Origin of the sequence: Ciceribacter sp. T2.26MG-112.2, from assembly GCF_900492205.1 — a bacterium.
Classification (GTDB): domain Bacteria; phylum Pseudomonadota; class Alphaproteobacteria; order Rhizobiales; family Rhizobiaceae; genus Allorhizobium; species Allorhizobium naphthalenivorans_A.
Window position 1 is genome coordinate 368,870 of record NZ_UEYQ01000003.1, and the last position, 26,859, is coordinate 395,728.

Annotated in this window: 24 protein-coding genes, 4 tRNA genes and 1 pseudogene; 17 read left to right on the forward strand and 12 right to left on the reverse strand. The window is 62.9% G+C overall.

The window, feature by feature from the left end; genetic code table 11:
- Positions 1-68: 68 nt before the first annotated feature.
- Complete coding sequence (locus DYZ14_RS07505; protein WP_154720104.1) at positions 69-578, forward strand: GNAT family N-acetyltransferase; 510 nt, start codon at positions 69-71, stop codon at positions 576-578.
- Here DYZ14_RS07505 and DYZ14_RS07510 read toward each other — a convergent pair.
- Positions 575-907, reverse strand: a complete 333-nt coding sequence (locus DYZ14_RS07510; RefSeq protein WP_154720105.1) for a DUF1294 domain-containing protein — start codon at positions 905-907, stop codon at positions 575-577. The genes DYZ14_RS07505 and DYZ14_RS07510 overlap by 4 nt on opposite strands.
- A gap of 138 nt (positions 908-1,045) precedes the next feature.
- Here DYZ14_RS07510 and gatB point away from each other — a divergent pair, with 138 nt between their 5' ends.
- Positions 1,046-2,551, forward strand: coding sequence for an Asp-tRNA(Asn)/Glu-tRNA(Gln) amidotransferase subunit GatB (gene gatB / locus DYZ14_RS07515; protein WP_154720106.1), 1,506 nt, complete (start codon positions 1,046-1,048; stop codon positions 2,549-2,551).
- A 4-nt stretch (positions 2,552-2,555) separates the two neighbouring features.
- Positions 2,556-3,053 carry a GNAT family N-acetyltransferase gene (locus DYZ14_RS07520; protein ID WP_154720107.1) on the forward strand — a complete coding sequence of 166 codons (498 nt, stop codon included), beginning with the start codon at positions 2,556-2,558 and terminating at the stop codon, positions 3,051-3,053.
- A gap of 27 nt (positions 3,054-3,080) precedes the next feature.
- Here DYZ14_RS07520 and DYZ14_RS07525 read toward each other — a convergent pair whose 3' ends face one another.
- On the reverse strand, positions 3,081-3,518 hold the full coding sequence (locus DYZ14_RS07525; RefSeq protein ID WP_154720108.1) for a hypothetical protein: 438 nt from the start codon (positions 3,516-3,518) through the stop codon (positions 3,081-3,083).
- A gap of 57 nt (positions 3,519-3,575) precedes the next feature.
- Between DYZ14_RS07525 and DYZ14_RS07530 the strand changes: the two genes are divergently transcribed.
- From DYZ14_RS07530 to DYZ14_RS07545, 4 genes and pseudogenes are all read left to right on the forward strand, one after another.
- Positions 3,576-4,043 carry a GNAT family N-acetyltransferase gene (locus DYZ14_RS07530; RefSeq protein ID WP_154720109.1) on the forward strand — a complete coding sequence of 156 codons (468 nt, stop codon included), beginning with the start codon at positions 3,576-3,578 and terminating at the stop codon, positions 4,041-4,043.
- A 104-nt stretch (positions 4,044-4,147) separates the two neighbouring features.
- Positions 4,148-4,546, forward strand: coding sequence for an NADH:ubiquinone oxidoreductase subunit NDUFA12 (locus tag DYZ14_RS07535; RefSeq protein WP_115672034.1), 399 nt, complete (start codon positions 4,148-4,150; stop codon positions 4,544-4,546).
- Positions 4,547-4,675: 129 nt separating this feature from the next.
- Positions 4,676-5,062: pseudogene (locus tag DYZ14_RS24335) on the forward strand (DUF2155 domain-containing protein); the annotation flags it as partial.
- A 509-nt stretch (positions 5,063-5,571) separates the two neighbouring features.
- Positions 5,572-5,811 (forward strand): hypothetical protein, encoded by a 240-nt coding sequence (locus tag DYZ14_RS07545; protein ID WP_115672035.1) that lies wholly within the window; start codon positions 5,572-5,574, stop codon positions 5,809-5,811.
- A gap of 46 nt (positions 5,812-5,857) precedes the next feature.
- Here DYZ14_RS07545 and aat read toward each other — a convergent pair whose 3' ends face one another.
- The 5 genes from aat to DYZ14_RS07570 form a co-directional block, all read right to left on the reverse strand.
- A complete protein-coding gene (gene aat, locus DYZ14_RS07550; RefSeq protein ID WP_154720111.1) occupies positions 5,858-6,472 on the reverse strand; it encodes a leucyl/phenylalanyl-tRNA--protein transferase in 615 nt (204 codons plus the stop codon).
- Positions 6,473-6,484: 12 nt separating this feature from the next.
- A complete protein-coding gene (accC, locus tag DYZ14_RS07555) occupies positions 6,485-7,831 on the reverse strand; it encodes an acetyl-CoA carboxylase biotin carboxylase subunit (protein WP_154720112.1) in 1,347 nt (448 codons plus the stop codon).
- 4 nt (positions 7,832-7,835) lie between these two features.
- Positions 7,836-8,306 (reverse strand): acetyl-CoA carboxylase biotin carboxyl carrier protein, encoded by a 471-nt coding sequence (accB, locus tag DYZ14_RS07560; RefSeq protein WP_115672038.1) that lies wholly within the window; start codon positions 8,304-8,306, stop codon positions 7,836-7,838.
- 22 nt (positions 8,307-8,328) lie between these two features.
- The gene (gene aroQ / locus DYZ14_RS07565; RefSeq protein ID WP_154720113.1) at positions 8,329-8,766 is read right to left on the reverse strand and encodes a type II 3-dehydroquinate dehydratase; all 438 of its coding nucleotides are present in this window, start codon (positions 8,764-8,766) and stop codon (positions 8,329-8,331) included.
- 129 nt (positions 8,767-8,895) lie between these two features.
- A complete protein-coding gene (locus DYZ14_RS07570) occupies positions 8,896-9,657 on the reverse strand; it encodes a DsbA family protein (protein WP_154720114.1) in 762 nt (253 codons plus the stop codon).
- Between the two features lie 249 nt (positions 9,658-9,906).
- On the opposite strand from DYZ14_RS07570, the gene DYZ14_RS07575 reads away from it, so the two are divergent.
- Positions 9,907-11,031 carry a pyridoxal phosphate-dependent aminotransferase gene (locus DYZ14_RS07575; protein ID WP_445292332.1) on the forward strand — a complete coding sequence of 375 codons (1,125 nt, stop codon included), beginning with the start codon at positions 9,907-9,909 and terminating at the stop codon, positions 11,029-11,031.
- 128 nt (positions 11,032-11,159) lie between these two features.
- Here the strand turns inward: DYZ14_RS07575 and DYZ14_RS07580 are convergent, their stop codons facing one another.
- Positions 11,160-14,027 (reverse strand): Rne/Rng family ribonuclease, encoded by a 2,868-nt coding sequence (locus DYZ14_RS07580; protein ID WP_154720116.1) that lies wholly within the window; start codon positions 14,025-14,027, stop codon positions 11,160-11,162.
- A 750-nt stretch (positions 14,028-14,777) separates the two neighbouring features.
- On the opposite strand from DYZ14_RS07580, the gene DYZ14_RS07585 reads away from it, so the two are divergent.
- The 3 genes from DYZ14_RS07585 (at position 14,778) to prfB (ending at position 19,862) form a co-directional block, all read left to right on the forward strand.
- Entirely contained in the window at positions 14,778-15,989 is a 1,212-nt protein-coding gene (locus DYZ14_RS07585; RefSeq protein WP_154720117.1) for an N-acetylmuramoyl-L-alanine amidase, read from the forward strand.
- A 189-nt stretch (positions 15,990-16,178) separates the two neighbouring features.
- Positions 16,179-18,632 (forward strand): penicillin-binding protein 1A, encoded by a 2,454-nt coding sequence (locus DYZ14_RS07590; RefSeq protein WP_154720118.1) that lies wholly within the window; start codon positions 16,179-16,181, stop codon positions 18,630-18,632.
- A 101-nt stretch (positions 18,633-18,733) separates the two neighbouring features.
- Positions 18,734-19,862, forward strand: a protein-coding gene (prfB, locus tag DYZ14_RS07595) for a peptide chain release factor 2 (RefSeq protein ID WP_154720119.1) whose coding sequence is annotated in 2 segments (ribosomal slippage) — positions 18,734-18,802 and positions 18,804-19,862 — 1,128 coding nt in all. Because the reading frame shifts where the segments join, the coding sequence is not laid out codon by codon here.
- Between the two features lie 88 nt (positions 19,863-19,950).
- Here prfB and DYZ14_RS07600 read toward each other — a convergent pair.
- Both DYZ14_RS07600 and DYZ14_RS07605 read right to left on the reverse strand, forming a co-directional pair.
- Positions 19,951-20,496 (reverse strand): hypothetical protein, encoded by a 546-nt coding sequence (locus DYZ14_RS07600; RefSeq protein WP_232365459.1) that lies wholly within the window; start codon positions 20,494-20,496, stop codon positions 19,951-19,953.
- A 13-nt stretch (positions 20,497-20,509) separates the two neighbouring features.
- Entirely contained in the window at positions 20,510-21,283 is a 774-nt protein-coding gene (locus DYZ14_RS07605; protein WP_115672045.1) for an NAD kinase, read from the reverse strand.
- A gap of 171 nt (positions 21,284-21,454) precedes the next feature.
- On the opposite strand from DYZ14_RS07605, the gene DYZ14_RS07610 reads away from it, so the two are divergent.
- Positions 21,455-21,530: transfer RNA gene (locus DYZ14_RS07610), tRNA-Thr, on the forward strand.
- Between the two features lie 304 nt (positions 21,531-21,834).
- On the opposite strand, the gene DYZ14_RS07615 is transcribed toward DYZ14_RS07610, so the two are convergent.
- Together DYZ14_RS07615 and rlmB are read right to left on the reverse strand one after the other, a co-directional pair.
- Entirely contained in the window at positions 21,835-22,128 is a 294-nt protein-coding gene (locus DYZ14_RS07615; protein ID WP_154720120.1) for a hypothetical protein, read from the reverse strand.
- A 292-nt stretch (positions 22,129-22,420) separates the two neighbouring features.
- Positions 22,421-23,305 (reverse strand): 23S rRNA (guanosine(2251)-2'-O)-methyltransferase RlmB, encoded by an 885-nt coding sequence (gene rlmB / locus DYZ14_RS07620; protein ID WP_154720121.1) that lies wholly within the window; start codon positions 23,303-23,305, stop codon positions 22,421-22,423.
- A 207-nt stretch (positions 23,306-23,512) separates the two neighbouring features.
- Between rlmB and DYZ14_RS07625 the strand changes: the two genes are divergently transcribed.
- From DYZ14_RS07625 to DYZ14_RS07645, 5 genes are all read left to right on the forward strand, one after another.
- A tRNA-Tyr gene (locus DYZ14_RS07625) sits at positions 23,513-23,597 on the forward strand.
- 22 nt (positions 23,598-23,619) lie between these two features.
- Positions 23,620-23,693, forward strand: a tRNA-Gly gene (locus DYZ14_RS07630).
- A gap of 139 nt (positions 23,694-23,832) precedes the next feature.
- The gene (locus DYZ14_RS07635) at positions 23,833-24,909 is read left to right on the forward strand and encodes an NAD(P)-dependent alcohol dehydrogenase (protein WP_154720122.1); all 1,077 of its coding nucleotides are present in this window, start codon (positions 23,833-23,835) and stop codon (positions 24,907-24,909) included.
- A gap of 208 nt (positions 24,910-25,117) precedes the next feature.
- Positions 25,118-26,293 carry an elongation factor Tu gene (gene tuf, locus DYZ14_RS07640; protein WP_154720123.1) on the forward strand — a complete coding sequence of 392 codons (1,176 nt, stop codon included), beginning with the start codon at positions 25,118-25,120 and terminating at the stop codon, positions 26,291-26,293.
- Between the two features lie 458 nt (positions 26,294-26,751).
- Positions 26,752-26,827, forward strand: a tRNA-Trp gene (locus DYZ14_RS07645).
- Positions 26,828-26,859: the final 32 nt, after the last annotated feature.

A 26,859-nucleotide genomic window follows, 5' to 3' on the forward strand; every position in this document is an offset into this window, starting at 1 on the left:
GGCGCCGGACGGCAGGCTGGAAAATCCCGCGGCGCGATGGTCTACTATCGGTGAAAGATGGGGTGCCGATGATCACCATACGCAATGCCCGCCGCGACGAAGCGGACCTGCTGGCCGCCATCGGCTTTCGTGCCTGGGAAAAGGCGATGATCCCGGTCGGCGAGACGAAGACGATGGTCGAGGGCGCCCGCTCCGCCTTCCTTAATTTCACCCGCTCGGGATGGCTGACGATCTCGGTCATCGAGCTGAACGGTCAGCCCGCCGGCTGGGCGGCGCGCGAGGAGCTCGACGAGAACATCACCGACTTCTGGATCGATCCGGATTTCCAGGGCATGGGATTGGGGACGGCGCTGCTCGAGGAGATCGAGAAGGAAGTCCTGCATCAGGGGTTTTCCAAGGCAAGCCTGCAGACCCACGCCAAGAACGAAGAGGCGGTGCATTTCTTCGAGAAGCATGGCTATGCGGTGCACTGGCTGACGATCGCCTACAATCCCAAGCTCGATCGCGACGTCCAGTCGGTCGGCCTGTCGAAGCAGCTGGCCGCGCCGGTTTCTCCCGCCTACGGCCAGGAATTCTAGCGTCCCCCAATAGCCTGGACGCCAGCCTGGATCGCAGCGATTGCCGCCGCCGGCGCCAGCAGAAGGGTAACGGCGAGGAGGACCTGCAGCACGAACAGGACAGGCAGCACCACAAAGAAGGGAGGCTTGCGCGTCTTGTGGCGCAAGAGCCGCTGAGCGAGAAAAGCGCCGATCCCGCCGCCAAGCACGGCGAGCCAGAGCAGGGTGGATTCCCGCACCCGCCAGTCGCCGTTCCGCGCGGCAACCTTGTCGAAGGCGTAGATGCCGAAGACGGCGAGGTTGTAGAGCGCGGCGATGGCGACGAGGATGAGCATGTTTGCAGAGGCCATGCGCACCAGTCTAGCGACTGCCGTTTAACGCTTTGTACGCCGCCGAAGCCCGCCGCGCGGACCGCACAAGCCTTGCGCCACCGCCGCATTTGTTCTACCTCACGGGCTTGAGAAATCCACGCATGACACGAGCAGCCGATGACCCTTGTTGACACCCGCACGCCCGATCCGAAACGCTTCATCCCCGGCGCCACCGGTGACTGGGAGATCGTCATCGGCATGGAAGTCCACGCCCAGGTGACGAGCAATTCGAAGCTGTTCTCGGGCGCGTCGACGACCTTCGGCAATGCGCCGAACTCCAACGTGTCGCTGGTCGATGCGGCCATGCCCGGCATGCTGCCCGTGATCAACGAGGAATGCGTCGCCCAGGCCGTGCGAACCGGTCTTGGTCTGAAGGCCCAGATCAACAAGCGCTCGATCTTCGACCGCAAGAACTATTTCTATCCCGACCTGCCGCAGGGCTACCAGATCTCGCAGTTCAAGGACCCGATCGTCGGAGAGGGCAAGATCATCATCTCGCTCGGTCCCGACCGCCAGGGCAATTTCGAGGACATCGAAATCGGCATCGAGCGCCTGCATCTGGAACAGGATGCCGGCAAGTCGATGCATGACCAGCATCCGACCATGTCCTATGTCGACCTCAACCGTTCGGGCGTGGCGCTGATGGAAATCGTCTCCAAGCCCGACATGCGCTCCTCGGACGAAGCCAAGGCCTACATGACCAAGCTGCGCTCGATCGTGCGCTATCTCGGCACCTGCGACGGCAACATGGACGAGGGCTCGATGCGTGCCGACGTCAACGTCTCCGTGCGCAAGCCCGGAGGCGAGTTTGGCACGCGCTGCGAGATCAAGAACGTCAACTCGATCCGCTTCATCGGCCAGGCCATCGAATATGAGGCCCGTCGCCAGATCGCCATCCTCGAGGACGGCGGCTCGATCGACCAGGAGACCCGCCTGTTTGATCCGGGCAAGGGCGAGACCCGTTCGATGCGCTCGAAGGAAGACGCGCATGACTATCGATACTTTCCCGATCCGGACCTGCTGCCGCTGGAATTCGACGATGCCTTCGTCGAGAGGCTGAAAAAGGACCTGCCGGAGCTCCCCGACGACAAGAAGGCCCGTTTCGTCCGCGAACTCGGCCTCTCGGTCTACGACGCTTCAGTGCTCGTCTCGGAAAAGGCGATCGCCGATTATTTCGAGGCCGTGGCCGAGGGCCGCGACGGCAAGACGGCCGCCAACTGGGTCATCAACGACCTGCTGGGTGCCTTGAACAAAGCCGGCAAAGCCATTGAAGAGACTCCGGTTTCGCCCGCCCAGCTTGGCGGCATCATCGACCTCATCAAGGCCGAGACCATTTCCGGCAAGATCGCCAAGGACCTGTTCGAGATCGTCTTCAACGAAGGCGGCGACCCGGCCGAAATCGTCGAGAGCCGCGGCATGAAGCAGGTGACCGATACCGGCGCCATCGAAGAGGCCGTCGATGAAATCATCGCCGCCAACCCCGACCAGGTCGCCAAGGTGCTGGCCAAGCCGACGCTGGCCGGCTGGTTCGTCGGCCAGGTGATGAAGGCGACCGGCGGCAAGGCCAATCCCCAGGCCGTGCAGGCGCTGGTCAAGGCCAAGCTCGGCATCGTCGAGGAATAAGGCCTTGTTCTTCGTCCGCACCGCCAGCCTCAACGACGCGGATGCTCTCCGCGCCCTGCTGTCGGAGACTTTTCACGCCACCTATGACCCGCTCTACGGTGAGGCGAAGGTGCGCGAACTGGTGGATGCCTGGCACTCGATCCCGGTCCTCAAGACCCGGATCGAGAAGAAGGGCGGCGAGTTCCTCGTGGCGGACGATGGCAGGCAGCTCGGCGGCATGGCCTATGCGGCCATGTCGGCGAAGATGGCCAAGACCGCCTTCCTGCATCAGCTCTACGTCCGGCCTTCGTGCCAGCGCATGGGCATCGGCCGCGATCTCTTTGCCGAGCTGGAGACTTGCTTTCCCGATGCCGAGATCATGCGGCTCGAGGTCGAGCCGCGCAACACCGCGGCGGTCGTCTTCTATCAGGAACACGGCTTCGTCGAGGTCGATCGCACGACGAGTTGCGGCGGGCCGGACAGCGGTCTGCCGGCCATCGTCATGGAAAAGCGGCTCGGTTGAGCAATGCCCTTTTGAGCCGGCCCGGCCTCAGTTGTCCATCTCGACTTCTTCCGACCTGCCGTTCTCGTCATAGATCAGCACCGGCGTGCACTCGATCAGATAGGGCCGCTTGATGTTGTCGCAGGCGACCTTGGCCGCAGCCATGGCGAGTTCCTTGGTGTCCGAGCCGCAATAGTATTCGTGCCAGTGCGGGCCCTCGGACGAGCGCATGAAGACGTCGACGCTGAAGCGCGCCGGGAAACAATAGGCCTGCTCCAAGCAGTCCTCGTCCGTTCCGCCGCCATCGACGCATTGCTTCTTCGCGCAGTCGAAGGCGGTGGCGGCATCCTTGCCGGTGCACACCCCGCTGGACATCTCCGGTGCCTGGACGAAGGCGATGCCTTGGCGCCCGCCTTCCTCTGCGATCGCACCCGTCGCCGTGAGCGCGAACACGAAAATAAGCGTGCAAAACCCTCTCACTGTCATGCGGCCCTCCTGCATCCTCCGTAACCTCGACATCAGTAACGCGCGGAAGGAAAGAATATGCAAGGGTCGGCGATCACCATCAGGAAGGCTCGCGAGCAGGACGTCGCGGCAATCGTTGCGATCCTCGCCTCGGACGATATCGGCGGCCATGGCGACACGACCGACAAAGCCGCGCGTGCGGACTATCTGCATGCCTTCCGCACCCTGGAGCAGACGCCGCGCGAAACCCTCTATGTCGCCGAGTGCGACGGGGAGATCGTCGGCACGTTCCAGACCCTCCTGACCACCACGCTGACCGGACGCGGCGCGACCTCGATGATCGTCGAGGCGGTGCAGACACGGCCCGACATGCGCGGCCGCGGCATCGGTGGCCAGATGATCGGCTTCTGCCTCGAGGAGGCAAGGCGGCTCGGTCTGCGCCAGGTGCAATTGACCTCGAATGCCGCCCGCACAGATGCGCATCGCTTCTACGAACGGCTCGGATTCGCCAAGAGCCATTTCGGCTTCAAGTACAAGCTGAAATGAGTGCTGCGACACGGCGAATCACTGGACAATCGCCCATCGAGGCGGCATAAGCGGAGAACGATGACAATCCGGTGGTCGACAAGGCCCGGAGCCAAGGACGAGACATGAAGCAGCTTCTGTTGGAACTTTTCACCTGGTGGAACGGTCAGACCATGGGCACGCGTTTCTTCACCTGGCGCAAGGGCACGAAGGTCGGCGAAGACCAGTTCGGCAACATCTATTACGAGGGCGGCACCACCACCTTCGGACTGCCGCGCCGCTGGGTCATCTATAAGGGCTATGCCGACGCCTCGACCATTCCGGCCGGCTGGCATGGCTGGATGCATTACCGCACTGACGTTCCGCCGTCCAAGGAAGACTACAAGGCCGCGGAATGGCAAAAACCGCACCGCGCCAATGCCACCGGCACGGCGAATGCCTATCGTCCCCAGGGTTCGATCGCCGTTGCGGGCGAGCGTCCGCGCGTCACCGGCGACTATGACGCCTGGACCCCCGGCAACTGACACCGGATTTGGCCACAATTCGGTTCTAGGGCCTCTGTGTGGAGGCCGCTCTGATCGCGGCACCGCATATTCGAAGGCTGGAGAATGGCAGACATGAAGCGTATCGGGCGTGGCTCAACCCTGGCTGTGATGGGCATGGCGGCCTTGGCCGCATCCATCGGCACCCTGGGGGGCGTTGGCCCGGTCTTGGCCGAGCGGATCTCCAACCCGGTCGCCGAATTCGCCGGCATTGACAAGATCACCGGCCGCATCACCTCCTTTGATGTCTACATCGACGAGACGGTGCAGTTCGGCGCCCTGCAGGTCACGCCGAAGGTCTGCTATTCCCGCGACGAGAGCGAGGCGCAGAAGATCGACGCTTTCATCGAGGTCGACGAGATCACCCTCGACCGCAAGATCCGTCGGATCTTTTCCGGCTGGATGTTCGCCGACAGCCCCGCACTCAATGCCGTCGAGCATGCGATCTATGACGTCTGGCTGACCGGCTGCAAGCAGACCTCCGATGTGCCGGCTCCAAAGGGCGTCAAGGCTGCTCACCCGGCTCCGGTCCCCGCCAGCGAGGCCCAGAAGGCCGCGGAGACGCAGCAGCCAGTCCAAGGGCAGCAGCCTGCCGCAGACACGCAGCCGCAGCCGGCGGGTGAGCAGGGTGGCACGTTGCCTGCCGAGACCGCCCCGGTCGCCGTCCCCCCGCTCGATGCGCCGCAAGAGATACCGGATGATGTGCCCGGCGACGGCGTGCCGCCGCTCGATTTGCCCCCGGGCGGAGAGGAAGTGCCGCAGGGGCAGCCTGTACCGCCGGCCGCGGTGACACCACCGGGAAGTGTCGGACTGTTCTGACGTCCTGAGGCAAACGGCTCGGGTGGACGAAGGCAAATGCGGTACCGCCGCTGCCTTCTCAGGCAAGCGCGCAAAACCAATCCAATACATTTCTCCGCAATTCGGTTCATCCTGACGACGCAATGAAATCCGGCGCTTGACATTGTCTCTCAATGGGAACAATCAGGGAACGAACAGGAGTTGCGATCATGGCCCTTTCTGAAAAGTTTATCGTCTTGCCGTTCAAGAAGAACCGCGGCAACCTGGTTCCGGGCGAAATGCGCCAGGCCTCCAACGCCGCCGCCGCCGAGAAGATCGCCACCGCCATGTCGGCGCGCCATATCGGCGTCGCGGCCTATTCGGTGCAGGTGGACGAGGAGAGCGGCGACATGACGAGCCCGCGCCTGCTGATCCAGTTCGGCGAGACAGCCGATCTCAACGCCGCCTGACCCATCTCCCGGCCATTGGATCTCGCCCGTCGCCCGAGGGTGGGGTTCAGAACGGCAGCGTTGCGCTGTCGACCGCCTTGTCGAGCAGTTTCAGATAGTCCTGCTTTGGAACGTCGATCGCGCCGAAGGTCTTGAGGTGCTCGGTGGTGAACTGCGTGTCGAGCAGAGTGAAGCCGCGTATCTTCAGTCTCTCGACCAGATGCACCAGGCAGATTTTCGAGGCATTGGTGCGCCGCGAAAACATGCTTTCGCCGAAGAAGGCCGAGCCGAGCGACACGCCGTAGAGCCCGCCGACCAGCGCATCGCCCTCCCACGCCTCGACCGAATGGGCGTGGCCTAGCTTGTGCAGTGCCCCGTAGAGTTCCTTGATGGTGTCGTTGATCCAGGTGCTCGGCCGGTCTCCGGCCTCCTCCGCACACTTCTCCACCACGGCGTCGAAGGCGGTGTCGAAGCGGATGTCGAAGGGCTTCTTGCGCACCGCCTTGGCGAGGCTCTTGGATATGTGGAAAGCGTCGAGCGGCAGGATGCCTCGCATTTCCGGCTCGACCCAGAAGATCTCCGGGTCGTCTGCGGCATCCGACATCGGGAAGAGCCCGATGGAATAGGCGCGCAGCAGGAGTTCCGGGGTTATCCTCTGGTCCCTGCTGCGGCGCCCTGCCATTCGATTGTCACCTCACGGTGCGGTCCTGGCCAGGTAGTCTTCCAGCCAGTGGATGTCGTAGTCGCCGTTTGCGATGTCCTGGTTGGCCACCAGGTCCTGGAACAAGGGCAGCGTCGTCTTGATGCCGTCGACGACGAATTCGTCGAGCACGCGGCGAAGGCGCATCATGCATTCGACGCGCGTGCGGCCGTGCACGATCAGCTTGCCGATCAGGCTGTCATAGTAGGGCGGGATCTTGTAGCCGGCATAGGCGCCACTGTCGACGCGAACGCCAAGACCGCCCGGCGCGTGGAAATGCGTGATCGTGCCCGGGGAGGGAACGAAGGTGCGCGGATCCTCGGCATTGATGCGGCATTCGATGGCGTGGCCGGAAAACGTGATCTCGTCCTGCGTGACCGACAGGCCGGCGCCGGAGGCGACGCGGATCTGCTCGTGCACCAGGTCGATGCCGGTGATGGCTTCGGTGATCGGATGCTCGACCTGCAGGCGGGTGTTCATTTCGATGAAATAGAACTCGCCGTTCTCGTAGAGGAATTCGATCGTGCCGGCGCCCCGGTACTTCATCTTCTTCATCGCGTCGGCGCAGATCTGGCCGATCTTCATGCGCTGCTCGACGTTGAGGGCAGGGGAGTTGGCCTCTTCCCAGACCTTCTGGTGGCGACGCTGCAACGAGCAGTCGCGTTCACCGAGGTGGATCGCATTCCCGGCGCCGTCGCCGACCACCTGCACTTCGATATGGCGCGGCTTGCCGAGATATTTTTCCATGTAGACGGCGTCGTTGCCGAATGCCGCCAGCGCCTCGGAGCGGGCCGTGGAGACGGCTTCCTCGAGCTCGGCTTCGGTCTTTGCGACCTTCATGCCGCGGCCACCGCCACCGGCTGTCGCCTTGATCAGGACAGGAAAACCGATTTGTCGGGCGATCTCCAGCGCATTCTCAGGCAGAACTTCGCCGGCGGAGCCCGGAACGACCGGAATGCCGAGTTCGACGGCGGTCTTCTTGGCGGTGATCTTGTCGCCCATCAGGCGGATATGCTCGGCGGTCGGCCCGATGAAGGTGATGCCGTGGGCGTCGAGAATGTCGGCGAACTTGGCGTTTTCCGACAGGAAGCCGTAACCGGGATGGACGGCATCCGCCCCGGTGATTTCGCAGGCCGCGACGATCTGGTGGATATTGAGATAGCTATCGCGCGACGGCGGCGGGCCGATGCACACACTTTCGTCGGCAAGGCGCACATGCATCGCGTCGGCGTCAGCCGTCGAGTGCACGGCAACGGTGGCGATGCCGAGCTCCTTGCAGGCGCGAAGCACCCGGAGCGCGATTTCGCCGCGATTTGCGATGAGGATCTTTGAAATGGTCATCGGCTTACTCGATGACGATCAGGGGCTCGCCGTACTCGACCGGGCGACCGTCTTCGACGATGATTTCGACGACCTTGCCGGAGCGCGGCGCCGGGATCTGGTTCATGGTCTTCATTGCTTCGATGATCAGAAGCGTCTGGCCTTCCTTGACGATCGAGCCGACCTCGACGAAGGGACGGGCACCCGGGGCAGGGGCGAGGTAGACGGTGCCGACCATCGGCGCGGTCAGGGCATTGGCGAGATTGCGGACAGGTTCCGCGGACACGACCGGAGCCGCCGGCGCTGCGACCGGTGCCGGGGCGGCGAACTGCTGATAGGCCATCTGCGGCATCGCCATCATCTGCGGCGCGGCGCGCGAGACGCGGATGCGGATGTCGTCCTGCTCGACCTCGATCTCGCTGAGGTCCGTGTCGTTGAGGATGTTCGCCAGATCACGGATCAGCGCCTGATCGATTCCCGATTTCTTGTCAGCCATGGAAAGGGGTCCTGTATTCTTGTTATTGCGTGAGGGTCTTCAGCGCATGCAGCGCCAGGATGTAGCTTTGCGGGCCGAAGCCGCAGATCATGCCTTTGGTCGCGGGCGCTATCATCGATTTATGGCGGAATTGCTCCCGCGCATGAATGTTGGAAATATGCACCTCGACAACCGGGATGCCGATGGCGCGGATCGCATCGTGCAGCGCGACGGAGGTGTGCGTGTAGGCGCCGGCATTGATTGCCACGCCGGCCGCCTTGTCGCTCGCTTCATGCAGCCAGTCGACCAGTACGCCTTCGTGATTGGATTGGCGGAAATCCACCGAGAGCCCCAGATCCGCCCCGGCGGCCTTGCACTCGGTTTCGATGTCCGCAAGTGTCTTGCCGCCGTATATCCCCGGTTCACGCTTTCCCAGCATGTTGAGATTAGGGCCGTTCAGGACGAAAATTGTGTTGCTCATCTGCGGTTCCGTCGACTTTCAACCGCCTCCTATAGACCGGCGAGGCCGCAAGGGAAAGCCCCTTGCGGCCTCGGGCATTGATCGTTCCCCGGAAAATGGCGGGAAGGTTAAGCGCGGTGTGCCGGGCGCTCAGCAGGTCGCCTCGCCGCACTTGCGGACGTTTGCCAGTTTCTGCTCGATCGCCTCGGAGCCGATCGCTCCGAACATCGCCTCATTGCCGACGATATAGGACGGCGTCCCGGTGATGCCGAGGCTGGTGGCCAGCTGATAGGCTTCCTTGACCGAAGCGTCATTGGGGTTTTCGGTCATCATCTTGCGGATCTGCTCCTCGCTGACGCCGAGCGAAGTCGCGATCTCGATCGCGCTTTCTTCGCCGTGGCGACCTTCGGCGGTCATCAGGGCGCGGTGGAAGTCGCCGTATTTCTCAGGGGCGATCTTGCGGAAGGCGTCCGACACCTTGTGGGCGGCCTCCGACTCGGGGCCGAGGATCGGGAACTCCTTGAGCACGAAGCGAACATTCTTGTCCTTGGCGATGATCTCGTCCATGTCCGACAGGGCGCGCTTGCAATAGCCGCAATTGTAATCGAAGAACTCGACGATGGTTACGTCGCCATTGGGGTTGCCGAGCGCGATGTCATGCTTCGAGGCAAAGAGTGCCTCCTGATTGTCCTTCACCGCCGCCGAAGCCTGCTGCAGGCGCGCATCCTGCTGCTTCTTCTCGAGCGCATCCTGGACATCGAGCATGATCTCCGGATTGGCGATCAGGTATTCCTTGATGAACGCGCCGAACTCCTTCTTCTGCGCATCGTCCAGCGCGCCGGCCGCGGTGGGCAGGGCCACCGGCAGGAGCACGAGGGCGGTCGCGGCAAGCTTCCTGAAATTCAAGGCCATGTCTTTCCTCTTGCATATTGTCCGCCATGGCGGATGTCGTGCGGATGACGGGGTCCATCCGAAACCGTTGATTTGCTGTAGCGTATCGGCAGCGAACGGCAAGTGGAATTGGAAAAATGGCCGCAGCGGAACGCTCTCGCCATTGTGAAGACTTGAATAATGCGGCAATTGTCGGGCGCCTTCATCGACCGGAGTTAGTTGTTCGTGGTTACGCTTTCAAGACGCAGCGCAGTCGAACCCTTTCATGCCATGGACCTGTTGGCGGAGGCGACCAGACGGCGCAATGCCGGGAGACCGGTGATCTCGATGGCGGTCGGCCAGCCTGGCCACCCGGCGCCACAGGCGGCCCTTGCCGCGGCGCGTGAGGCGCTCGGCCACGGCCGGATCGGGTATACCGACGCGCTCGGCCTCGCCGAGCTTCGGGCCAAGCTCGCCGACTATTATCGCCGGCGTCACGGAGTTGCCGTGGATCCGGCCCGCGTCGTCGTCACCACCGGTTCCTCGGCCGGCTTCAACCTGGCCTTCCTGGCCCTGTTCGATGCCGGCGACGCCGTGGCGATCGCCAGGCCCGGCTATCCGGCTTATCGCGCCATCCTCTCGGCGCTGGGTCTCAAGGTGATCGAGGTGCCCGTCAATGCCGAGACACAATTCACGCTCACGCCGGAAAGCCTCGAAGCCGCCCAGGCGAGGGAGGGCGTGCGCTTGAAGGGCGTTCTGCTTGCCAGCCCCGCCAATCCGACCGGCACGGTGACGGGCCGCGCCCAGTTGAAGGCGGTCTATGACTATTGCCAGGGCCAGGGGATCACGCTGATCTCCGACGAGATCTATCATGGCCTGACCTATGCCGGCGAGGAGGCGACCGCGCTGGAGATCGGCGACGAGGCGATCGTCATCAATTCCTTCTCGAAATACTATTGCATGACCGGTTGGCGCATCGGCTGGATGGTGGTGCCCGACCATATCGTCAGGCCGCTCGAATGTCTGGCGCAGAGCCTCTACATTTCCGCACCCGAACTGTCGCAGATCGCAGCGATCGCCGCACTCGGTGCCGAAGAGGAACTGGAGCGCTACAAGGCGAGCTGCCGGAGGAACCGCGACTTCCTGATGGCGCGTCTGCCGAAACTGGGCCTGCCGCTGCTCTCGCCAATGGACGGCGCGTTCTACGCTTATGTGGATGTCACCCGCTATACCAATGACAGCATGGCGTTTGCCCGGCGCATGCTTGCCGAGATCGACGTGGCGGCGACGCCCGGAATGGATTTCGATCCGCTCGACGGCCATGGCGCGCTGCGCATTTCCTATGCAGGGACCTATGCCGAGATGGTCGAAGCGACCGACAGGATGGCTGCCTGGCTTCCCGAAATTAGAATCTGATCAGATGGTTATGCGCTCCGGCGGAATCGGGTCGCGAAGCGCCTGAATCTGTTTCTGAACGATGACCGCAAACGAAGAGGGCCGCGTCGAACGCGGCCCTTTTGATTTCAGCGATGGCTGTGCGCTTCTCAGAAGAAGCCGCGCTTCTGCCACCAGCCGCCCTTTTTCGGCTTGGTCGGTTCATCGTCGCCGTCCGTCGTGGCCTTGACCGAGGTCACCACTGGTTCGGAGGAGGTGACGTTGGATTGACGATTGGCGCGAGCCGGCTTGGCTTCTTCGGGGGCTTCCACCACCGCTTCGGCCTCGGCAGGCGCCACCGCGTCTTCCGCAGCGGGCTCCACGGCAGCGGGCGCCTCGACCTCGGCTTCTGCCACGGCGACCGGCTCGGCTGCGATCACAGGCTCCTCGACGGGAGACGCGACGACCTTGGCCTTGCGGCTGCGGCGCGGCTTCGGCTGGACCACCTCCTCGGCTGATTCGATCGCCGCCATGGCTGCCGGCTCTTCGGCGACGGCCTGTTCGGCGATCTCCTCGATCAGCGCGGCTTCGGTATCGCTATCGTTGCTTTCGCCATCGTCACCTTCGGCCGATCCTTCGACGCCGTTTTCCAGACCCTCTTCGCCCGGACGGCTACGGCGACCGCCGCGCTTGCCGCGGCGGCGGCGCTTGCGCTTCTGGCCATCTTCGCCAACGGTATCACCGTCCTGCTCGCGGGCTTCGCCGGCGGTCTCGACGGCGCCGTCTTCGTCGCCCTCTTCACCGTCGTCTTCGTCGCCCTCCATATCGCCCTCGGCGCCGGCCTGAGCGCCGTTGCCGGGCTGGCCGTTCTTGCCCCGGCGGCGGCGGCGGCGCTTGCGCTTGCGGTTCTGCTCGTCGCTATTGGCCGAAGCCGCGGGCTGCGCGGCCGGTGCGGCTGCGATGATCTCTTCCTCTTCGTCCTCGTCCTCCGGCTCGGGGACGTAGTCGTCCTCCTCGATCGCCGGCAGAAGCTGCATGAGGCTCTCGATCTTCACCGGATTGGCAACAGCCTCGCCGCGATCGATACCGAAGTGCTGGGCGCCGACGGAGTCGTCGCTGTCGATGGTGATCGCGACGCCGAAGCGGTGCTCGTAATCGACGATCGTGCCGCGCTTCTGGTTGAGGATATAGAGCGCCGTCTCCGGCGTGGTGCGAACCGTGATGTCGTGCGTCGTGTTCTTCAGCAGATATTCTTCGATGCCGCGCAGGACATGCAGGGCAACCGACGACTGCGAGCGGATGAGGCCCGTTCCGCCGCAATGCGGGCAGAGCTGGGTCGTCGATTCCAGGACCGAGGCGCGAATGCGCTGGCGCGACATTTCCAGCAGGCCGAAATGCGAGATCCGGCCGACCTGGATGCGGGCGCGGTCGTTCTTCAGGCAGTCCTTCAGCTTCTTCTCGACCGCGCGGTTGTTGCGCTTTTCTTCCATGTCGATGAAGTCGATGACGATCAGGCCGGCGAGGTCGCGCAGCCGCAACTGGCGGGCAACCTCTTCGGCGGCCTCCAGGTTGGTCTGCAGCGCGGTGTCCTCGATCGAGTATTCGCGGGTCGAGCGACCCGAGTTGACGTCAATCGCCACCAGCGCTTCGGTCTGGTTGATGATGATGTAGCCGCCGGACTTCAGCGTCACCTGCGGCTGCAGCATCTTGTCGAGCTGGCCTTCGATGCCGGAGCGCGAGAAGATCGGGTGCAGGTCGCGATAGGGCTGAACCACCTTGGCGTGGCTCGGCATCAGCATCTTCATGAAGTCTTTCGCTTCGCGATAGCCTTCCTCGCCGGCGACGACGATCTCGGAGATGTCCTTGTTGTAGAGGTCGCGGATCGAGCGCTTGATCAGCGAGCCTTCCTCATAGACCAGGCAGGGCGCGGTCGAGCTGAGCGTCAGCGTCCGCACGTTTTCCCACAGGCGCATGAGGTATTCGAAATCGCGCTTGATCTCGACCTTGGTGCGGTTGGCACCTGCGGTGCGCAGGATCACGCCCATGCCCTGCGGCACTTCGAGACCGCGGGCGATTTCCTTCAGCCGCTTGCGGTCGGTCGGCTGGGTGATCTTGCGGGAAATGCCGCCGCCACGCGCCGTGTTCGGCATCAGCACCGAATAGCGGCCGGCGAGCGACAGGTAGGTGGTGAGAGCTGCGCCCTTGTTGCCGCGTTCTTCCTTGGCGACCTGCACCAGCAGGATCTGGCGCCGCTTGATCACTTCCTGGATGCGGTACTGCTTGCGCGGCTTGCGCACGATGCGGTCCGGAACCTCTTCCATGGCGTCTTCGGCGCCCACGGATTCGATTTCTTCCTTCTCCTCGATGTGGTCGTCGTCGTCGTCGAAATCGTCGTCGCGGCCGCGGCGTCCGCCGGCATCTTCGGAGATTTCGTCGTCGGTCTCGAACAGGGCGGCCATGTCGCCCTTGCCGTCGTCCTCAATGGCCTCGACGGCCTCGGATACCTGTTCCTCGGTCTCGGTGGTCTTCTTGGCGCGCGGCTTGCGGGTGCGCTTCGGCTTGGCCTTGGGCGCCTCCTCGTCGGGGGCTGCCTCGTCGGCCACAACTTCGGCCGGCGCTTCGGCCGAAACTTCAGCTTCCGCTTCCGGTTCAGCGGCTTCAACCGGCACGATGCCGACGTCGGGCTGTTCCTGTGAGGACATATCCGAGGCGGGCGACTCGTCGCCATCCGATTCGTCTTCGCGCCGGTGTTCTTCGGCTTCGGCGTTCAACAGCGCCTGCCGGTCGGCGTAGGGGATCTGGTAGTAATCGGGGTGGATTTCGGCGAAGGCCAGGAAGCCGTGGCGATTCCCGCCATAGTCGACGAAGGCCGCCTGTAGCGAAGGTTCGACGCGCGTCACCTTCGCCAAATAGATATTGCCCCGTATCTGCTTCTTGTGCTGGGACTCGAAATCGAATTCTTCGATGCGGTTACCGCGTACGACGACAACCCGCGTCTCTTCTTCGTGAGACGCGTCGATCAACATTCTGTCTGCCATTTAAGCTGTGCTCCTCGGCGCCGCCGGGAAGGGGTTCACTCGCTCGCTGTACTCTGGTGCGGGTGATGCCTTGGGGGCTTGGCGCCGGATATAAATGTTCCCGCCCGACGGGGTGCGCTAGCAGCAATTGAACAGCTGCCGGGGTGCTTGAAAAGCCCGATCCGCCAAAAGTGTTCAAGATCAACTGCAATGACATCAAAGACCGAACGAAAACGACAATGACATAGGCCCCATGGGGCCCGATGAGTGTTCTTCAGAGCATGCGGTGGAAAACCACCAGTTGCATGTGCCGGCCGGGCCGGCGTGTTAAACCAGTTTCAGGAAAAAAAGCGGAGACGGCGGATGAAGATCCGACAAGCTTAGGCGCCAAGTCCTTGAAGAGGTTGGCAGCCGTGGCGGTCATTCTATCCCGTTGGCACTTTTAACCCTCATCTGCCTTGTATGTTTTCTCCGTGACAATAGCAAGGGGAAACGAAATTATGCCATAATATCGATTGATTAGCGTGGTTTGAGGTGGAGTGCCGATTCTCGGGCGAAGGGCGCGGTTGTGTCGCTGAGGCGCAGGGCAGCTGCGGGAAATCCGGCCATTTCCAGAAAGATTGGATTGATTTCATGCATGATCGGCACGCTGGCGGCGGCAATGGGGCGATCGTCAACGATCCGGGGCGGGGAGGCGGTTTGCTGCGGAGCCGGTCTCGTCCTGGGCAGTGCGCGCACCTTGGGCGGCTGTTTTCGCGAATCGCTGTCCTCATGCTGCTGGTGGTTGCGGGCGCCGGGGCAGCCGGGAGCGTGACCTTTGCCGCGCAGGCGGAGCCCGCTGATCCGTTGGCGGTTTATGCGGCGCGCATCGTCGGCGACCGGGCCCGTACCCGAATCGTGCTCGAATTCGACCGGAAACCGGAAATTGCCGTGCGCTACATTGCCAGGCCCGACCGGATCGTCATCGACCTGCCGGCGACGGTCTTCACTTTCCCCGAGGCAGACCTCGAGGCGCGGGGCCTGTTCCGCGATATCCGCTACGGATCGATGGACGCGGATTCCGCCCGTCTGGTGCTGACCGCCGATCGGCCCGCCCGGCTCGTCGCGAGCGAGGTGATGGCCAATGAAAGCGGCACGGGCTATCGCCTCGTGCTCGACGCCGAAATGGTGTCGCAACAGGATTTCGAAAAACTGGTCAACGACCAGAGCTGGATGACGGCGAGCGTAGACGCGACCGCCACAGCGCAGCGCGGCGATCGGGTCGGGCAGAGCGAGCCCGCCGCGCCGGGTGCCTTTGTCATCGCCATCGATGCCGGGCATGGCGGCATTGACGCCGGCGCGACGGGGGCGGCGACCAAGACGCAGGAGAAGGAAATCACGCTGGCCTTCGCCAAGGCCCTTTCCGATCGGCTGAAGGGCGAGCCGGGCATCGAGGCCTTTCTGGTGCGCGAGGGAGACGAGTTCCTGTCGCTGTCGGAGCGCGTGACAATCGCGCGGCAGCGCGGGGCAAATCTCCTCATTTCCTTCCATGCCGATACGCTTCGCCAGAGCAATATCCGCGGCGCCACCGTCTATACCATATCGGACAAGGCATCCGACCGCATGGCCGCCGATCTCGCCGAGCGCGAGAACCTCTCCGACGCGGTGGGCGGCGTCAGCGATACCGGCGAGCCGGCCGAAGTGTCCGACATCCTTCTCGATCTGACGCGGCGCGAGACCCAGGCCTTTTCGATATCCATGGCGGAATCCGTCGTCAGGTCGTTCGAAGGGCAGGTGGCGCTGATCAACAATCCGCATCGCTATGCCGGCTTCCGGGTACTGCAAGCCCATGATGTCCCGTCGATCCTGCTGGAGCTGGGCTTCCTGTCCAACAAGGAGGACGAGAAGCTCCTGCTCGATCCCGCCTGGCGGGTGAAGATCGCCGATCTGCTGGCGGCGGCCATCAGGCGCTACCGTCTTCCGGTCGTCGCCAATGGTGGTTGATGCCGACGGCAGCGGGGCCGGTGGGCGGTGCATAAGCGAGGGATGGCCCTATTTTCCTCACAATCGGGCCGTTACTCCGAACTGGGTCGCTTGCGTCTTGCCAAGCAGGGCATGACGTGCAAAACGCCACGCTATGTGCGATGTTCGCCCATTGCGCGCTGAACCGAAAGCATTGCCGGTAGCTCGAATATGATCAGACTGATTGGTTATCTCTTCGGACTCGCGTCCGTCCTCGCCCTCGGCGTCGCCGGCGTCGTTGCCGTTTACCTGAACGGGGTCTCGAAGGACTTGCCGGACTATGCGGTTCTGTCGAGCTATGCGCCGCCGGTCACGACGCGCATTCACGCCGGCAATGGCGCGCTGATGGCGGAATATGCCCGCGAACGTCGTCTTTTCCTGCCGATCCAGGCCATCCCCGACCGGGTGAAGGCGGCATTCCTGTCGGCGGAAGACAAGAATTTCTACAACCACCCCGGCGTCGACATCTATGGTCTTGGTCGCGCCATCCTGGTCAACGTCCAGAACCTCGGCTCCGGCCGCCGTCCCGTCGGCGCCTCGACCATCACCCAGCAGGTGGCGAAGAACTTCCTTCTGTCCTCCGACCAGACGATCGACCGCAAGGTCAAGGAAGCGATCCTGTCCTTCCGCATCGAGCAGACCTATTCGAAGGACAAGATCCTCGAACTCTACCTCAACGAAATCTTCTTCGGAATGAATGCCTACGGCATCGCCGGGGCGGCACTCACCTATTTCGACAAGTCGGTGACCGAACTCACCATCGCCGAGACCGCCTATCTTGCCGCCCTGCCGAAGGGCCCGTCGAACTACCATCCGTTCCGTCACACCGAGGCGGCGATCGAACGTCGCAACTGGGTCATCGACCGGATGGTGGAGAATGGTTTCGTCGTCAAGGCCGACGGCGATGAGGCCAAGAAGCAGCCGCTTGGGGTGACCGGTCGCCGCACGGGTTCCTATCTCTTCGCCTCGGACTATTTCGCCGAAGAAGTTCGCCGCCAGATCATCGAGAAATACGGTGACAAGTCGCTCTACGAAGGTGGCCTTTCCGTGCGGACGTCCCTCGATCCGCAGATGCAGATCGTCGCCCGCAAGGCCCTCCAGGACGGACTGCTGACCTACGACCAGCGCCGCGGTTTCCGCGGTCCGGTGGCAAAAATCTCCGCCTCGGGGGACTGGGGTGCCGAGCTCGCCAAGGTCAATGCGCTGAGCGACGTCCCGGAATGGAAGCTCGCCGTCGTGCTCGCCGTCTCCGCGTCACGCGTCGACATTGGCCTTCAGCCCGCCAAGGAAGCCGGTGGCAAGGTCGTGTCGGATCGCCAGACCGGCCGGATCATGGCCGACGACATGGAATGGGCCTATCGCTCCGCCACTGGTGACCGCAAGACGGCGAAGTCGCCGGAGGGCGTGCTGGCGCCGGGCGATGTGGTCTTCGTCGAGCCGCTTTCGGATGCCGAGGGCGGTTACAGGTTGCGTCAGCCGCCGAAGGTGCAGGGTGGACTGGTCGCCATGGACCCGCATACCGGTCGCGTGCTCGCCATGGTCGGCGGCTTTTCCTATGCCCAGTCGGAATTCAACCGTGCCACCCAGGCCATGCGCCAGCCCGGTTCGTCCTTCAAGCCGTTCGTCTATGCGGCGGCGCTCGACAATGGCTACACCCCCGCCTCGGTCATCATGGACGCGCCGATCGAATTCGTCTCGGGTGGCCAGGTCTGGCGTCCGCAGAACTACGGCGGCGGTTCGGCCGGCCCGTCGACCTTGCGTCTCGGCATCGAGAAGTCGCGCAACCTGATGACGGTTCGCCTCGCCAACGACATGGGCATGAACCTGGTGGCCGAATATGCCGAGCGCTTCGGCATCTATGACAAGATGATGCCCTTGCTGTCGATGTCGCTCGGCTCGGGCGAGACCACGGTGCTGCGGATGGTCTCCGCCTATGCGGTACTGGCCAACGGCGGCAAGCAGATCAAGCCGACCCTCATCGACCGCATCCAGGACCGCTACGGCAAGACCATCTTCCGCCATGAGGAACGCGTCTGCGAAGGCTGCAACGCCAATGGCTGGGAAGGCCAGGAAGAGCCGATCGTGGTCGACAATCGCGAGCAGGTGCTCGACCCGATGACCGCCTACCAGATCACCTCGATGATGGAAGGCGTCGTCTCGCGCGGCACCGCGGCCGGCAAGATCAAGCTCGATCGCCCGGTCGCCGGCAAGACCGGCACGACCAATGACGAAAAGGATGCCTGGTTCGTCGGCTACACGCCCGACCTCGTCGCCGGCCTCTACATCGGTTTCGACAATCCCGCGCCGCTTGGCCGAGGCTCGACCGGCGGCTCCATGTCGGCACCGATCTTCAACGAGTTCATGCAGGCCGCGGTGGCCGGGACCCCGCCGGGCAAGTTCCGCCTGCCGGAAGGCATGCAGCTCATACCGGTCAATCGCAAGACGGGCATGCAGGCCTATGACGGCGAGCCCGACACCATTATCGAAGCCTTCAAGCCCGGCACCGGCCCGGCCGATACCTTCTCGGTCATCGGCATGGAAGAATATGTGGCGCCCGAGGAAATCCTCAGGGAATCGCCACAGGCCAACCAGGCCGTCACATCGGGCGCCGGCGGCCTGTTCTGAAATCCAGCGTAATCATCCTGCGTGCGGCCGCCCCTTTACATCGGGGGCGGCCGCAACTAATTGACGATCCAGTTTTTACACCGAGGTGAAGATCAACCGCGATGCGCAATGAAATCGAGAATGTAGTCGACGAAATCAAGCAGGCCGTAAGCCTGCTGAGGAGGCATCTTTGACTGGGATCAGGCGGTAAGGCGACTGGACTGGTTGAACAACAAGGCAGAGGATCCGAACCTCTGGAACGATGCCGCCGAGGCCCAGAAGCTGATGCGGGAGCGCCAGCAGCTGGATGACAGCATCAATGGCGTCAAGCGTCTCGGACAGCAGATGACCGACAACATCGAGCTGATCGAGATGGGCGAGGAAGAAGGCGACGAGCAGGTCGTCAAGGAAGCCGAGGACGCGCTGAAGGCGCTGAAGGCCGAATCCGGCAAGCTTCAGGTCGAGGCCATGCTGTCCGGCGAGGCCGACGGCAACGACACCTATCTCGAAGTCCATTCCGGCGCCGGCGGTACCGAGTCCCAGGACTGGGCCAATATGCTGCTGCGCATGTATATCCGCTGGGCCGAGAAGCAGGGCTTCAAGGTCGAGGTCATGGAAGTCCACGACGGCGAAGAAGCCGGCATCAAGTCCGCAACCATCCACGTCAAGGGCCACAATGCCTATGGCTGGCTGAAGACCGAATCGGGCGTGCATCGCCTCGTGCGCATTTCGCCCTATGACAGCAATGCGCGCCGCCATACCTCGTTCTCGTCGGTCTGGGTCTATCCCGTCGTCGACGACTCGATCAACATCGAGATCAACGAGAGCGACTGCCGCATCGACACCTATCGTTCGTCGGGCGCCGGTGGCCAGCACGTCAACACCACCGACTCGGCCGTGCGCATCACGCATATTCCGACCGGCATCGTGGTCGCCTGCCAGCAGGAGCGGTCGCAGCACAAGAACAAGGCCAAGGCCTGGGAAATGCTGCGGGCCCGCATGTACGAGGCGGAACTGATGAAACGCGAGGCGGCTGCCAATGCCGAAGCCGCGTCCAAGACCGACATCGGCTGGGGACACCAGATCCGCTCCTACGTGCTGCAGCCCTACCAGTTGGTCAAGGACCTTCGCACCGGTGTCGAAAGCACCGATCCGGATACGGTCCTGAACGGCGGCCTGAACGAGTTCATGGAGGCGGCCCTCGCGCATCGCATCAGCGGCAGCGCCGATTCGGTTGCCGACATCGATTGATCGGCTGTGAGGCCATCGCGGACATTGACGGCGGGACGGAAGTTCCGCCGTTTCGCGTTCGGCAGGGTTCGCCGGATGGCGTTAGGCTTCAGTTCGTCGCCCGCTCGACGCGGATCTCGCCGAACTCGTCGATCAGCACAGTCCAGCCCTCCGGCTCCACCGCGTCCGGATCGGTCTTCAGATAGACGGTGGCGAAGAACCCCGGCTGCCGGCTGATACCGGTCGAATCCTCCGGCCGGATGTCGGTGACATAGGGACGGATCGCGGAAAACTCCTCGAGCTCGACGCTTTCCAGAACTTCAGGGCCGGCATCGCTCGCAAGGATCTGCTGCAGATAGACCTTGGCGGTACGATCCGGCTGGCGGATTGCGATCAGCTTGTAATAGCCGCGGCGCGGCGTCGGCGTAGCAGTGCCCTCCGCCGGAGCCGGGGCGGTTGCGCCGGCGGGCGCCGGAGCCGGCGTCGGTGAAACCGGCGGGGCGGACGCAGAGGTCTCGGCATCGCCCTCCCAGGAACCGCCACTGATGACGAAGGTCGCCGTCACCGGCAATTGGTCGATGTCCTCGGCAAGGGCCGGGCCGCCAGCCAGCATCAGGCCTAGAAAGCCGGCGCGGAGAAGTAGGGTAGGGGCCATGCGTCGATCTCCCTCAGTCGGAAAACTGTTCGGCAAGGATGCGATCCGACCAGGAGCGATCGGGATCGGAGAGGATGCGCGCGGTCGTGTCCTCGGACTGGGCGATCTGCACCCTGATCACGGACTTGACCTCGGTATGATCGGCGACCGCGTTGACCGGACGTTTTTCCGGTTCGAGCACGATGATCTCGACGCTCACCTTGTTCGGCAGCAGGGCGCCGCGCCACCGCCGCGGACGAAATGGACTGACCGGTGTCAGGGCCAGAAGCGGCGCCTCCAGTGGCAGGATCGGCCCGTGGGCGGAGAGATTGTAGGCCGTCGAGCCGACCGGGGTGGCGACCATCAGGCCGTCGCAGATCAATTCGTCCAGCCTCACCTTGCCGTCGATGACGACGCGCAGCTTCGCGGCCTGGTAGGATTGCCTGAGCAGCGAAACCTCGTTGATGGCGAGCGCCACCGACTGCGTGCCGTCGGCATTGGTGGTGGTCATCTTCAGCGGGTGAAAATCGTTCTCCACCGCCGCGGCAATCCGTTCGCGCAGGCTCTCGGTGGAATAGTCGTTCATCAGGAAACCGACCGATCCACGGTTCATGCCGTAGACCAGCTTGCCGGAATTCATCGTGTCGTGCAGCGTCTGCAGCATGAAGCCGTCACCGCCGAGCGCGACGATGACGTCCGCCTCTGCCGGCTCGACACTCCCGTAGCGTGCGGCAAGCTCCGCCCGCGAGGCCTGGGCCTCGTCGGAATTGGAGGCGATGAAGGAAAGCGACCGGAACGAACGCGACATGGGCAGCCCTTTGTTATCGGCGCCAGTGGTACATGACAAAGCCCTGTAACCACAAGCCATTCACCGCCGCAAACCGTTCTCCCGCCGCCCGTACTGCAAAGCGCGGTTCCCGTCTGTCGCGCGAAATTTTGCTTTACCGCAATTCGATTTGCCCTTAAGGACGGCACCACTGCCCTTGTAGCTCAGTTGGTAGAGCACCTGATTTGTAATCAGGGGGTCGCGGGTTCGAATCCTGCCGGGGGCACCATTCTTCCACTTTGTCCATTCCTGACACATAGGTAACATCGCGTACCTAAGACATGGGTGACAACCCCCGTGCCGAAAGGGCTGTCGATGGATCGGCCTGTAACCGCTCGGTTTGGTCGGTTGAAATGATCTCTCTGCGCCGGGCGATGGCGCCGATCAGTCGAATGGCGCGGATGGTGCGCCCACAGATTGCGCGAACTCGGCGCCCTTGGGGAAGGGCGCCGAGTTCGACGGACTTTACATCATTTCGATAGCATGGCACCTCGGTGCCTCACGGAAGTGCGCCCCATCTGCGGGGCGGCAGTTTATTTCTTGCTGCCGCGACCGGGGCCAGTGTCCTTGGAACTGCTTGCACCACCTGTCGTGGCTGTTCCTTTTCCCTTGGTAGCGCTGACACCGGTTTTGCCGAAGGCGACGCCGGTCTTGCCGCCATACATTTCGTCCTCGCCTGGAGTGTCCTCGCTCTTGGCCTGGTTTTCGTCGTGGTATTTCTCCAGGACGGTGTCCTCGGCTGTCGCCCAGGGGTTGTTGTGCGATGCCATGGCCGGCGTCATCGCCAACAGGCCTGCACTCACTCCGCAGATGATGGTCTTCAACATGGAATTGCCTTTCTTGCATCCTCGTGATGCAATCGATCAAAACATAAGAATATTGATATATATAAAATGGAATATGTTAATTTGGCGGCGGTTTTCGCCGGACGTCTTGGCGGGCAGCGATGCTGTGCCGGACGCTAAGGGCACAGACACGTGCGAGGACACGGAACGCCTGACACTGGAGGCTAAGCTCCGCAATCACCAAGACGTCTATCGGGGTTTTTCACAGCTCGAACTGCCGGCAGATGCGCGCGGCGTTTTCGCGCCCTGCCGTCGAGGTCGGTAAAGACGACGATCATGCCGTCTTTTTCAGCAAATGCTGACGGGTGGCGTAGAGCGCGATCGCCGCCGCGTTGGAGACGTTGAGCGACTTGATCTCACCCGGCATGTCGAGCCGCGCCAGCGCGTTGACCGTCTCTCGCGTCTTTTGCCTCAGCCCCTTGCCCTCCGAGCCGAGAACCAGCGCCACCTTGTCGCCGGTGAGCGCGCCTTCCAGCGGGGCCGGGCCTTCCGAATCAAGTCCGACGGTGAAGAAACCGAGCTTGTGCAACTCGCCGAGCGCGTCGGACAGGTTGGTGATCTGGATATAGGGAATCATTTCCAGCGCGCCCGAGGCGGATTTGGCCAGCACGCCGGATTCGGTCGGGCTATGGCGCATGGTGGTGATCACCGCGCCGGCCCCGAAGGCGACGGCGGTGCGCATGATGGCGCCGACATTGTGCGGATCGGTGACCTGGTCGAGGACCAGAAGCAGCGGGCTGTCCTTCAGCGCCTCCAGCCGGCGCACCGGAAGGGGACGCGTCTCCAGCATCACGCCCTGGTGGATCGCATCCGGCCCAAGCTGCTTGTCGAGATCCTGTGGGGTGACGATCTCCACAGGAAAGTCGAGCGAATCGACCGGGCCGATTTCCAGCCTCACGAGCGCATTCTGCGTGACGGAAAGCTTGATCAGCTTGCGTTCGGGATTGTCGATCGCCGCGCGCACGGTGTGCAGGCCGTAGAGGCGCACCTGGTCGGGCGCCAATTGCGGCGGCGTCCAGGCGGTCTCCTTGCGGCGCTCCTTGCGCGGATCGGGGGTGGGGATTTCGCCCCGTTCGCGTTTGGCGTCGCGCACCTGGCGGCGCAGCGTCGCATAGTGGGTATCGCGGGCGGTCTTGTCGATCTTCGTATCTTTTACCATGCGCTCTTATAGCTGCCCGGGATCGTCGGGGATAGACCCGCCGGGCTGCGGCCTGTTTTCCGCGACGCGAAATTTTTTCCAGATTTTTCCACATTCATCGTGTTGACATGAAGGGGAAGGGCCGTCATATACCCGCCGCAGATCACGGGGCTAACGCCAACGCGATCTCGACTGAAAGCTTGGTCGCTTGATCCGGACGAATAGACTGGAGAGATGCCCGAGTGGTTAAAGGGGACGGACTGTAAATCCGTTGGCTTCGCCTACGTTGGTTCAAATCCAACTCTCTCCACCATTCGTCCTCGGATCGAACCATCGCGGGTATAGCTCAATGGTAGAGCAGCAGCCTTCCAAGCTGAATACGCGGGTTCGATTCCCGCTACCCGCTCCAGGCCATCTTCTCCGAAGCTACCATTGAATTGCGCAGGTTCTTGACGCTGGAAGCGTGACGACCTTCCCGTGGATCCGTATTCACGCCTTCACATAAATGCTCTAGCCTGCGACGGATCATCATCCCGGGAGGAGCTATCATGGCGCAGAAAATGAAAGCCGCGATCTTTGTCGAGAAAGGCCGCATCGTTCTCGATGAGAAGCCTGTTCCTGATGTCGGCCCGCTCGATGCACTGATCCGCATAACGACGACGACGATCTGCGGCACCGACGTCCATATCCTGAAAGGCGAGTATCCGGTCGCAAAAGGGCTGACGATCGGCCACGAGCCGGTGGGCGTCATCGAAAAACTGGGCTCCGCCGTCGAGGGCTACACCGAAGGCCAGCGCGTCATCGCCGGCGCGATCACGCCGTCCGGTCACAGCTATGCCTGCCTGTGCGGCTGCGGCTCGCAGGACGGCGCCGGCACCAGGCATGGCTTCAAGGCGATGGGCGGCTGGAAGTTCGGCAACACGATCGACGGTTGCCAGGCCGAATACGTGCTGGTCAAGGACGCGATGGCCAATCTGAGCCCCATCCCCGACCATCTGAGCGACGAGCAGGTGCTGATGTGCCCCGACATCATGTCCACCGGCTTTTCCGGTGCCGAGAGTGGTGGCGTTCGGATCGGCGATACGGTCGTTGTCTTCGCCCTCGGGCCGATCGGCCTTTGCGCGGTCGCAGGCGCGAAACTGATGGGTGCGACGACGATCATCGGCGTCGACACGCTGGCCTCGCGCATGGAAGTGGCGAAAAAGCTCGGCGCCGACCATGTGATCGACTTCAAGGCCGGCGATCCCGTCGAGCAGATCATGGCGCTGACCGACGGCCGCGGCGTCGATGTCGCGATCGAAGCGCTCGGCACACAGGTCACCTTCCGCTCGGCGCTCGAATCCTTGCGGCCCGGCGGCACGCTGTCGAGCCTCGGCGTCTATTCCAGCGATCTGACTATACCGCTCGGTGCCTTCTCGGCCGGTCTTGGCGACAACAAGATCGTGACGACCCTTTGCCCTGGCGGCAAGGAGCGCATGCGCCGGCTGATGGAAGTCTGCGCGTCGGGCCGCGTGGACCTCAAGCCGCTGGTCACCCATCGCTACAAGCTCGACGACATCGAGGCGGCCTACGACCTCTTCGCAAACCAGCGCGACGGCGTTCTGAAGGTCGCCATCGAGCCGTAAGTCCGCTTCGCAACAACCCGGCCGCCGATGCCGGATCGGCCGGCCGCGGATCCGATCTGGTGCCGGTCGGCGGGGCAGGGGTAGGCCTCGTCCCGACGATCCGGCGCCAAATCATTTAAGTCTTGCGCAATCCTCGGGAAAGCCTTAAACGGCGGGACCAAACCGGTTCGCCGGCTCCACATCTTTCTCGATCATAGGAAGCATTCAAATGGCAAAGAGTAAGTTTGAGCGCAATAAGCCGCACGTCAACATCGGTACGATCGGCCACGTCGACCATGGCAAGACGTCCCTGACGGCAGCGATCACCAAGTACTTCGGTGAATTCAAGGCCTATGACCAGATCGACGCGGCACCGGAAGAAAAGGCCCGCGGCATCACCATTTCGACGGCGCACGTCGAATATGAGACGGCCAACCGCCACTACGCCCACGTCGACTGCCCCGGCCACGCCGACTACGTCAAGAACATGATCACCGGTGCTGCCCAGATGGACGGCGCGATCCTGGTTTGCTCGGCTGCCGACGGCCCGATGCCGCAGACCCGCGAGCACATCCTGCTCGCCCGTCAGGTCGGCGTTCCGGCGATCGTCGTCTTCCTCAACAAGGTCGACCAGGTTGACGACGCCGAGCTTCTCGAACTCGTCGAGCTGGAAATGCGCGAACTCCTGTCGTCCTACGACTTCCCGGGCGACGAAATCCCGATCATCAAGGGCTCGGCTCTGGCTGCTCTCGAAGACAGCAACAAGACGATCGGCGAAGATGCCGTTCGCGAGCTGATGGCCGCTGTTGACGCCTACATCCCGACGCCTGAGCGTCCGATCGACCAGCCCTTCCTGATGCCGATCGAAGACGTGTTCTCGATCTCGGGCCGTGGTACGGTTGTCACCGGCCGCGTCGAGCGTGGCATCGTCAAGGTCGGCGAAGAAGTCGAGATCGTCGGCATTCGTCCGACCACCAAGACGACGGTGACCGGCGTTGAAATGTTCCGCAAGCTGCTCGACCAGGGCCAGGCCGGCGACAACATCGGCGCTCTGATCCGCGGCGTTGCCCGTGACGGCGTCGAGCGTGGTCAGATCCTGTGCAAGCCGGGTTCGGTCAAGCCGCACAAGAAGTTCATGGCAGAAGCCTACATCCTGACGAAGGAAGAAGGCGGCCGTCATACGCCGTTCTTCACCAACTACCGTCCGCAGTTCTACTTCCGCACCACCGACGTGACGGGCATCGTCTCGCTTCCGGAAGGCACGGAAATGGTCATGCCGGGCGACAATGTCACGGTTGAAGTCGAACTGATCGTGCCGATCGCCATGGAAGAAAAGCTGCGCTTCGCCATCCGCGAAGGCGGCCGCACCGTCGGCGCCGGCATCGTCGCCTCGATTATTGAATAATAATCGAGCGCGAGGCCGAAAGCTGCCGACGAAACAAAGTGGCGCAAATGGCGCGCAAGCGCGATTTGCACACGGCGCCGGCATCGTAGCCTCGATCATCGAGTAATCGATCGGTCGAACGAGTAAGTGGTTTCCCGCAAGGGAATGAAGGGGCCCCGCCAGCGATGGTGGGGCCCTTTTCGCCTTCGCGGCTCTACACGGAGGTCCGGTGCTGCGGGGAAGGGGTGTCTGTTGCGGCGGGCCTGTGGCGGACGGCGTCGAGCTCTTCTCCGAGCCTCCATGAGCCGTTGACCGGCGTGGAATCGCTGGCTGCCCTGGCATTCGGGGCCTTGCTACCGCCCTCTGTGGGCTCTTTGAAAAAGCTTGAAAAAGACGCTTGCCATTTTCCTCGGACCACCTTAAACAGCGCCAAGCTCGCAAGTGACGGTCATTGACCAAGGCTTGTCGAGAGACGGCTTAGGGGTATAGCTCAGTTGGTAGAGCGGCGGTCTCCAAAACCGCAGGTCGTAGGTTCGAGCCCTGCTGCCCCTGCCAAGCCCGACAATTCGGCGCAGAAATTTGCGACG

Excerpts from the sequence above, each read along its gene's own strand:
- DYZ14_RS07505 (WP_154720104.1), top strand. The coding sequence starts at position 69 with ATGATCACCATACGCAATGCCCGCCGCGACGAAGCGGACCTGCTGGCC.
- DYZ14_RS07510 (WP_154720105.1), bottom strand. The coding sequence starts at position 907 with ATGGCCTCTGCAAACATGCTCATCCTCGTCGCCATCGCCGCGCTCTAC.
- gatB (WP_154720106.1), top strand. The coding sequence starts at position 1,046 with ATGACCCTTGTTGACACCCGCACGCCCGATCCGAAACGCTTCATCCCC.
- DYZ14_RS07525 (WP_154720108.1), bottom strand. The coding sequence starts at position 3,518 with ATGACAGTGAGAGGGTTTTGCACGCTTATTTTCGTGTTCGCGCTCACG.
- DYZ14_RS07530 (WP_154720109.1), top strand. The coding sequence starts at position 3,576 with ATGCAAGGGTCGGCGATCACCATCAGGAAGGCTCGCGAGCAGGACGTC.
- DYZ14_RS07535 (WP_115672034.1), top strand. The coding sequence starts at position 4,148 with ATGAAGCAGCTTCTGTTGGAACTTTTCACCTGGTGGAACGGTCAGACC.
- DYZ14_RS07545 (WP_115672035.1), top strand. The coding sequence starts at position 5,572 with ATGGCCCTTTCTGAAAAGTTTATCGTCTTGCCGTTCAAGAAGAACCGC.
- aat (WP_154720111.1), bottom strand. The coding sequence starts at position 6,472 with ATGGCAGGGCGCCGCAGCAGGGACCAGAGGATAACCCCGGAACTCCTG.
- accC (WP_154720112.1), bottom strand. The coding sequence starts at position 7,831 with ATGACCATTTCAAAGATCCTCATCGCAAATCGCGGCGAAATCGCGCTC.
- accB (WP_115672038.1), bottom strand. The coding sequence starts at position 8,306 with ATGGCTGACAAGAAATCGGGAATCGATCAGGCGCTGATCCGTGATCTG.
- aroQ (WP_154720113.1), bottom strand. The coding sequence starts at position 8,766 with ATGAGCAACACAATTTTCGTCCTGAACGGCCCTAATCTCAACATGCTG.
- DYZ14_RS07570 (WP_154720114.1), bottom strand. The coding sequence starts at position 9,657 with ATGGCCTTGAATTTCAGGAAGCTTGCCGCGACCGCCCTCGTGCTCCTG.
- DYZ14_RS07575 (WP_445292332.1), top strand. The coding sequence starts at position 9,907 with ATGGACCTGTTGGCGGAGGCGACCAGACGGCGCAATGCCGGGAGACCG.
- DYZ14_RS07580 (WP_154720116.1), bottom strand. The coding sequence starts at position 14,027 with ATGGCAGACAGAATGTTGATCGACGCGTCTCACGAAGAAGAGACGCGG.
- DYZ14_RS07585 (WP_154720117.1), top strand. The coding sequence starts at position 14,778 with ATGCTGCTGGTGGTTGCGGGCGCCGGGGCAGCCGGGAGCGTGACCTTT.
- DYZ14_RS07590 (WP_154720118.1), top strand. The coding sequence starts at position 16,179 with ATGATCAGACTGATTGGTTATCTCTTCGGACTCGCGTCCGTCCTCGCC.
- DYZ14_RS07600 (WP_232365459.1), bottom strand. The coding sequence starts at position 20,496 with ATGGCCCCTACCCTACTTCTCCGCGCCGGCTTTCTAGGCCTGATGCTG.
- DYZ14_RS07605 (WP_115672045.1), bottom strand. The coding sequence starts at position 21,283 with ATGTCGCGTTCGTTCCGGTCGCTTTCCTTCATCGCCTCCAATTCCGAC.
- DYZ14_RS07615 (WP_154720120.1), bottom strand. The coding sequence starts at position 22,128 with ATGTTGAAGACCATCATCTGCGGAGTGAGTGCAGGCCTGTTGGCGATG.
- rlmB (WP_154720121.1), bottom strand. The coding sequence starts at position 23,305 with ATGGTAAAAGATACGAAGATCGACAAGACCGCCCGCGATACCCACTAT.
- DYZ14_RS07635 (WP_154720122.1), top strand. The coding sequence starts at position 23,833 with ATGGCGCAGAAAATGAAAGCCGCGATCTTTGTCGAGAAAGGCCGCATC.
- tuf (WP_154720123.1), top strand. The coding sequence starts at position 25,118 with ATGGCAAAGAGTAAGTTTGAGCGCAATAAGCCGCACGTCAACATCGGT.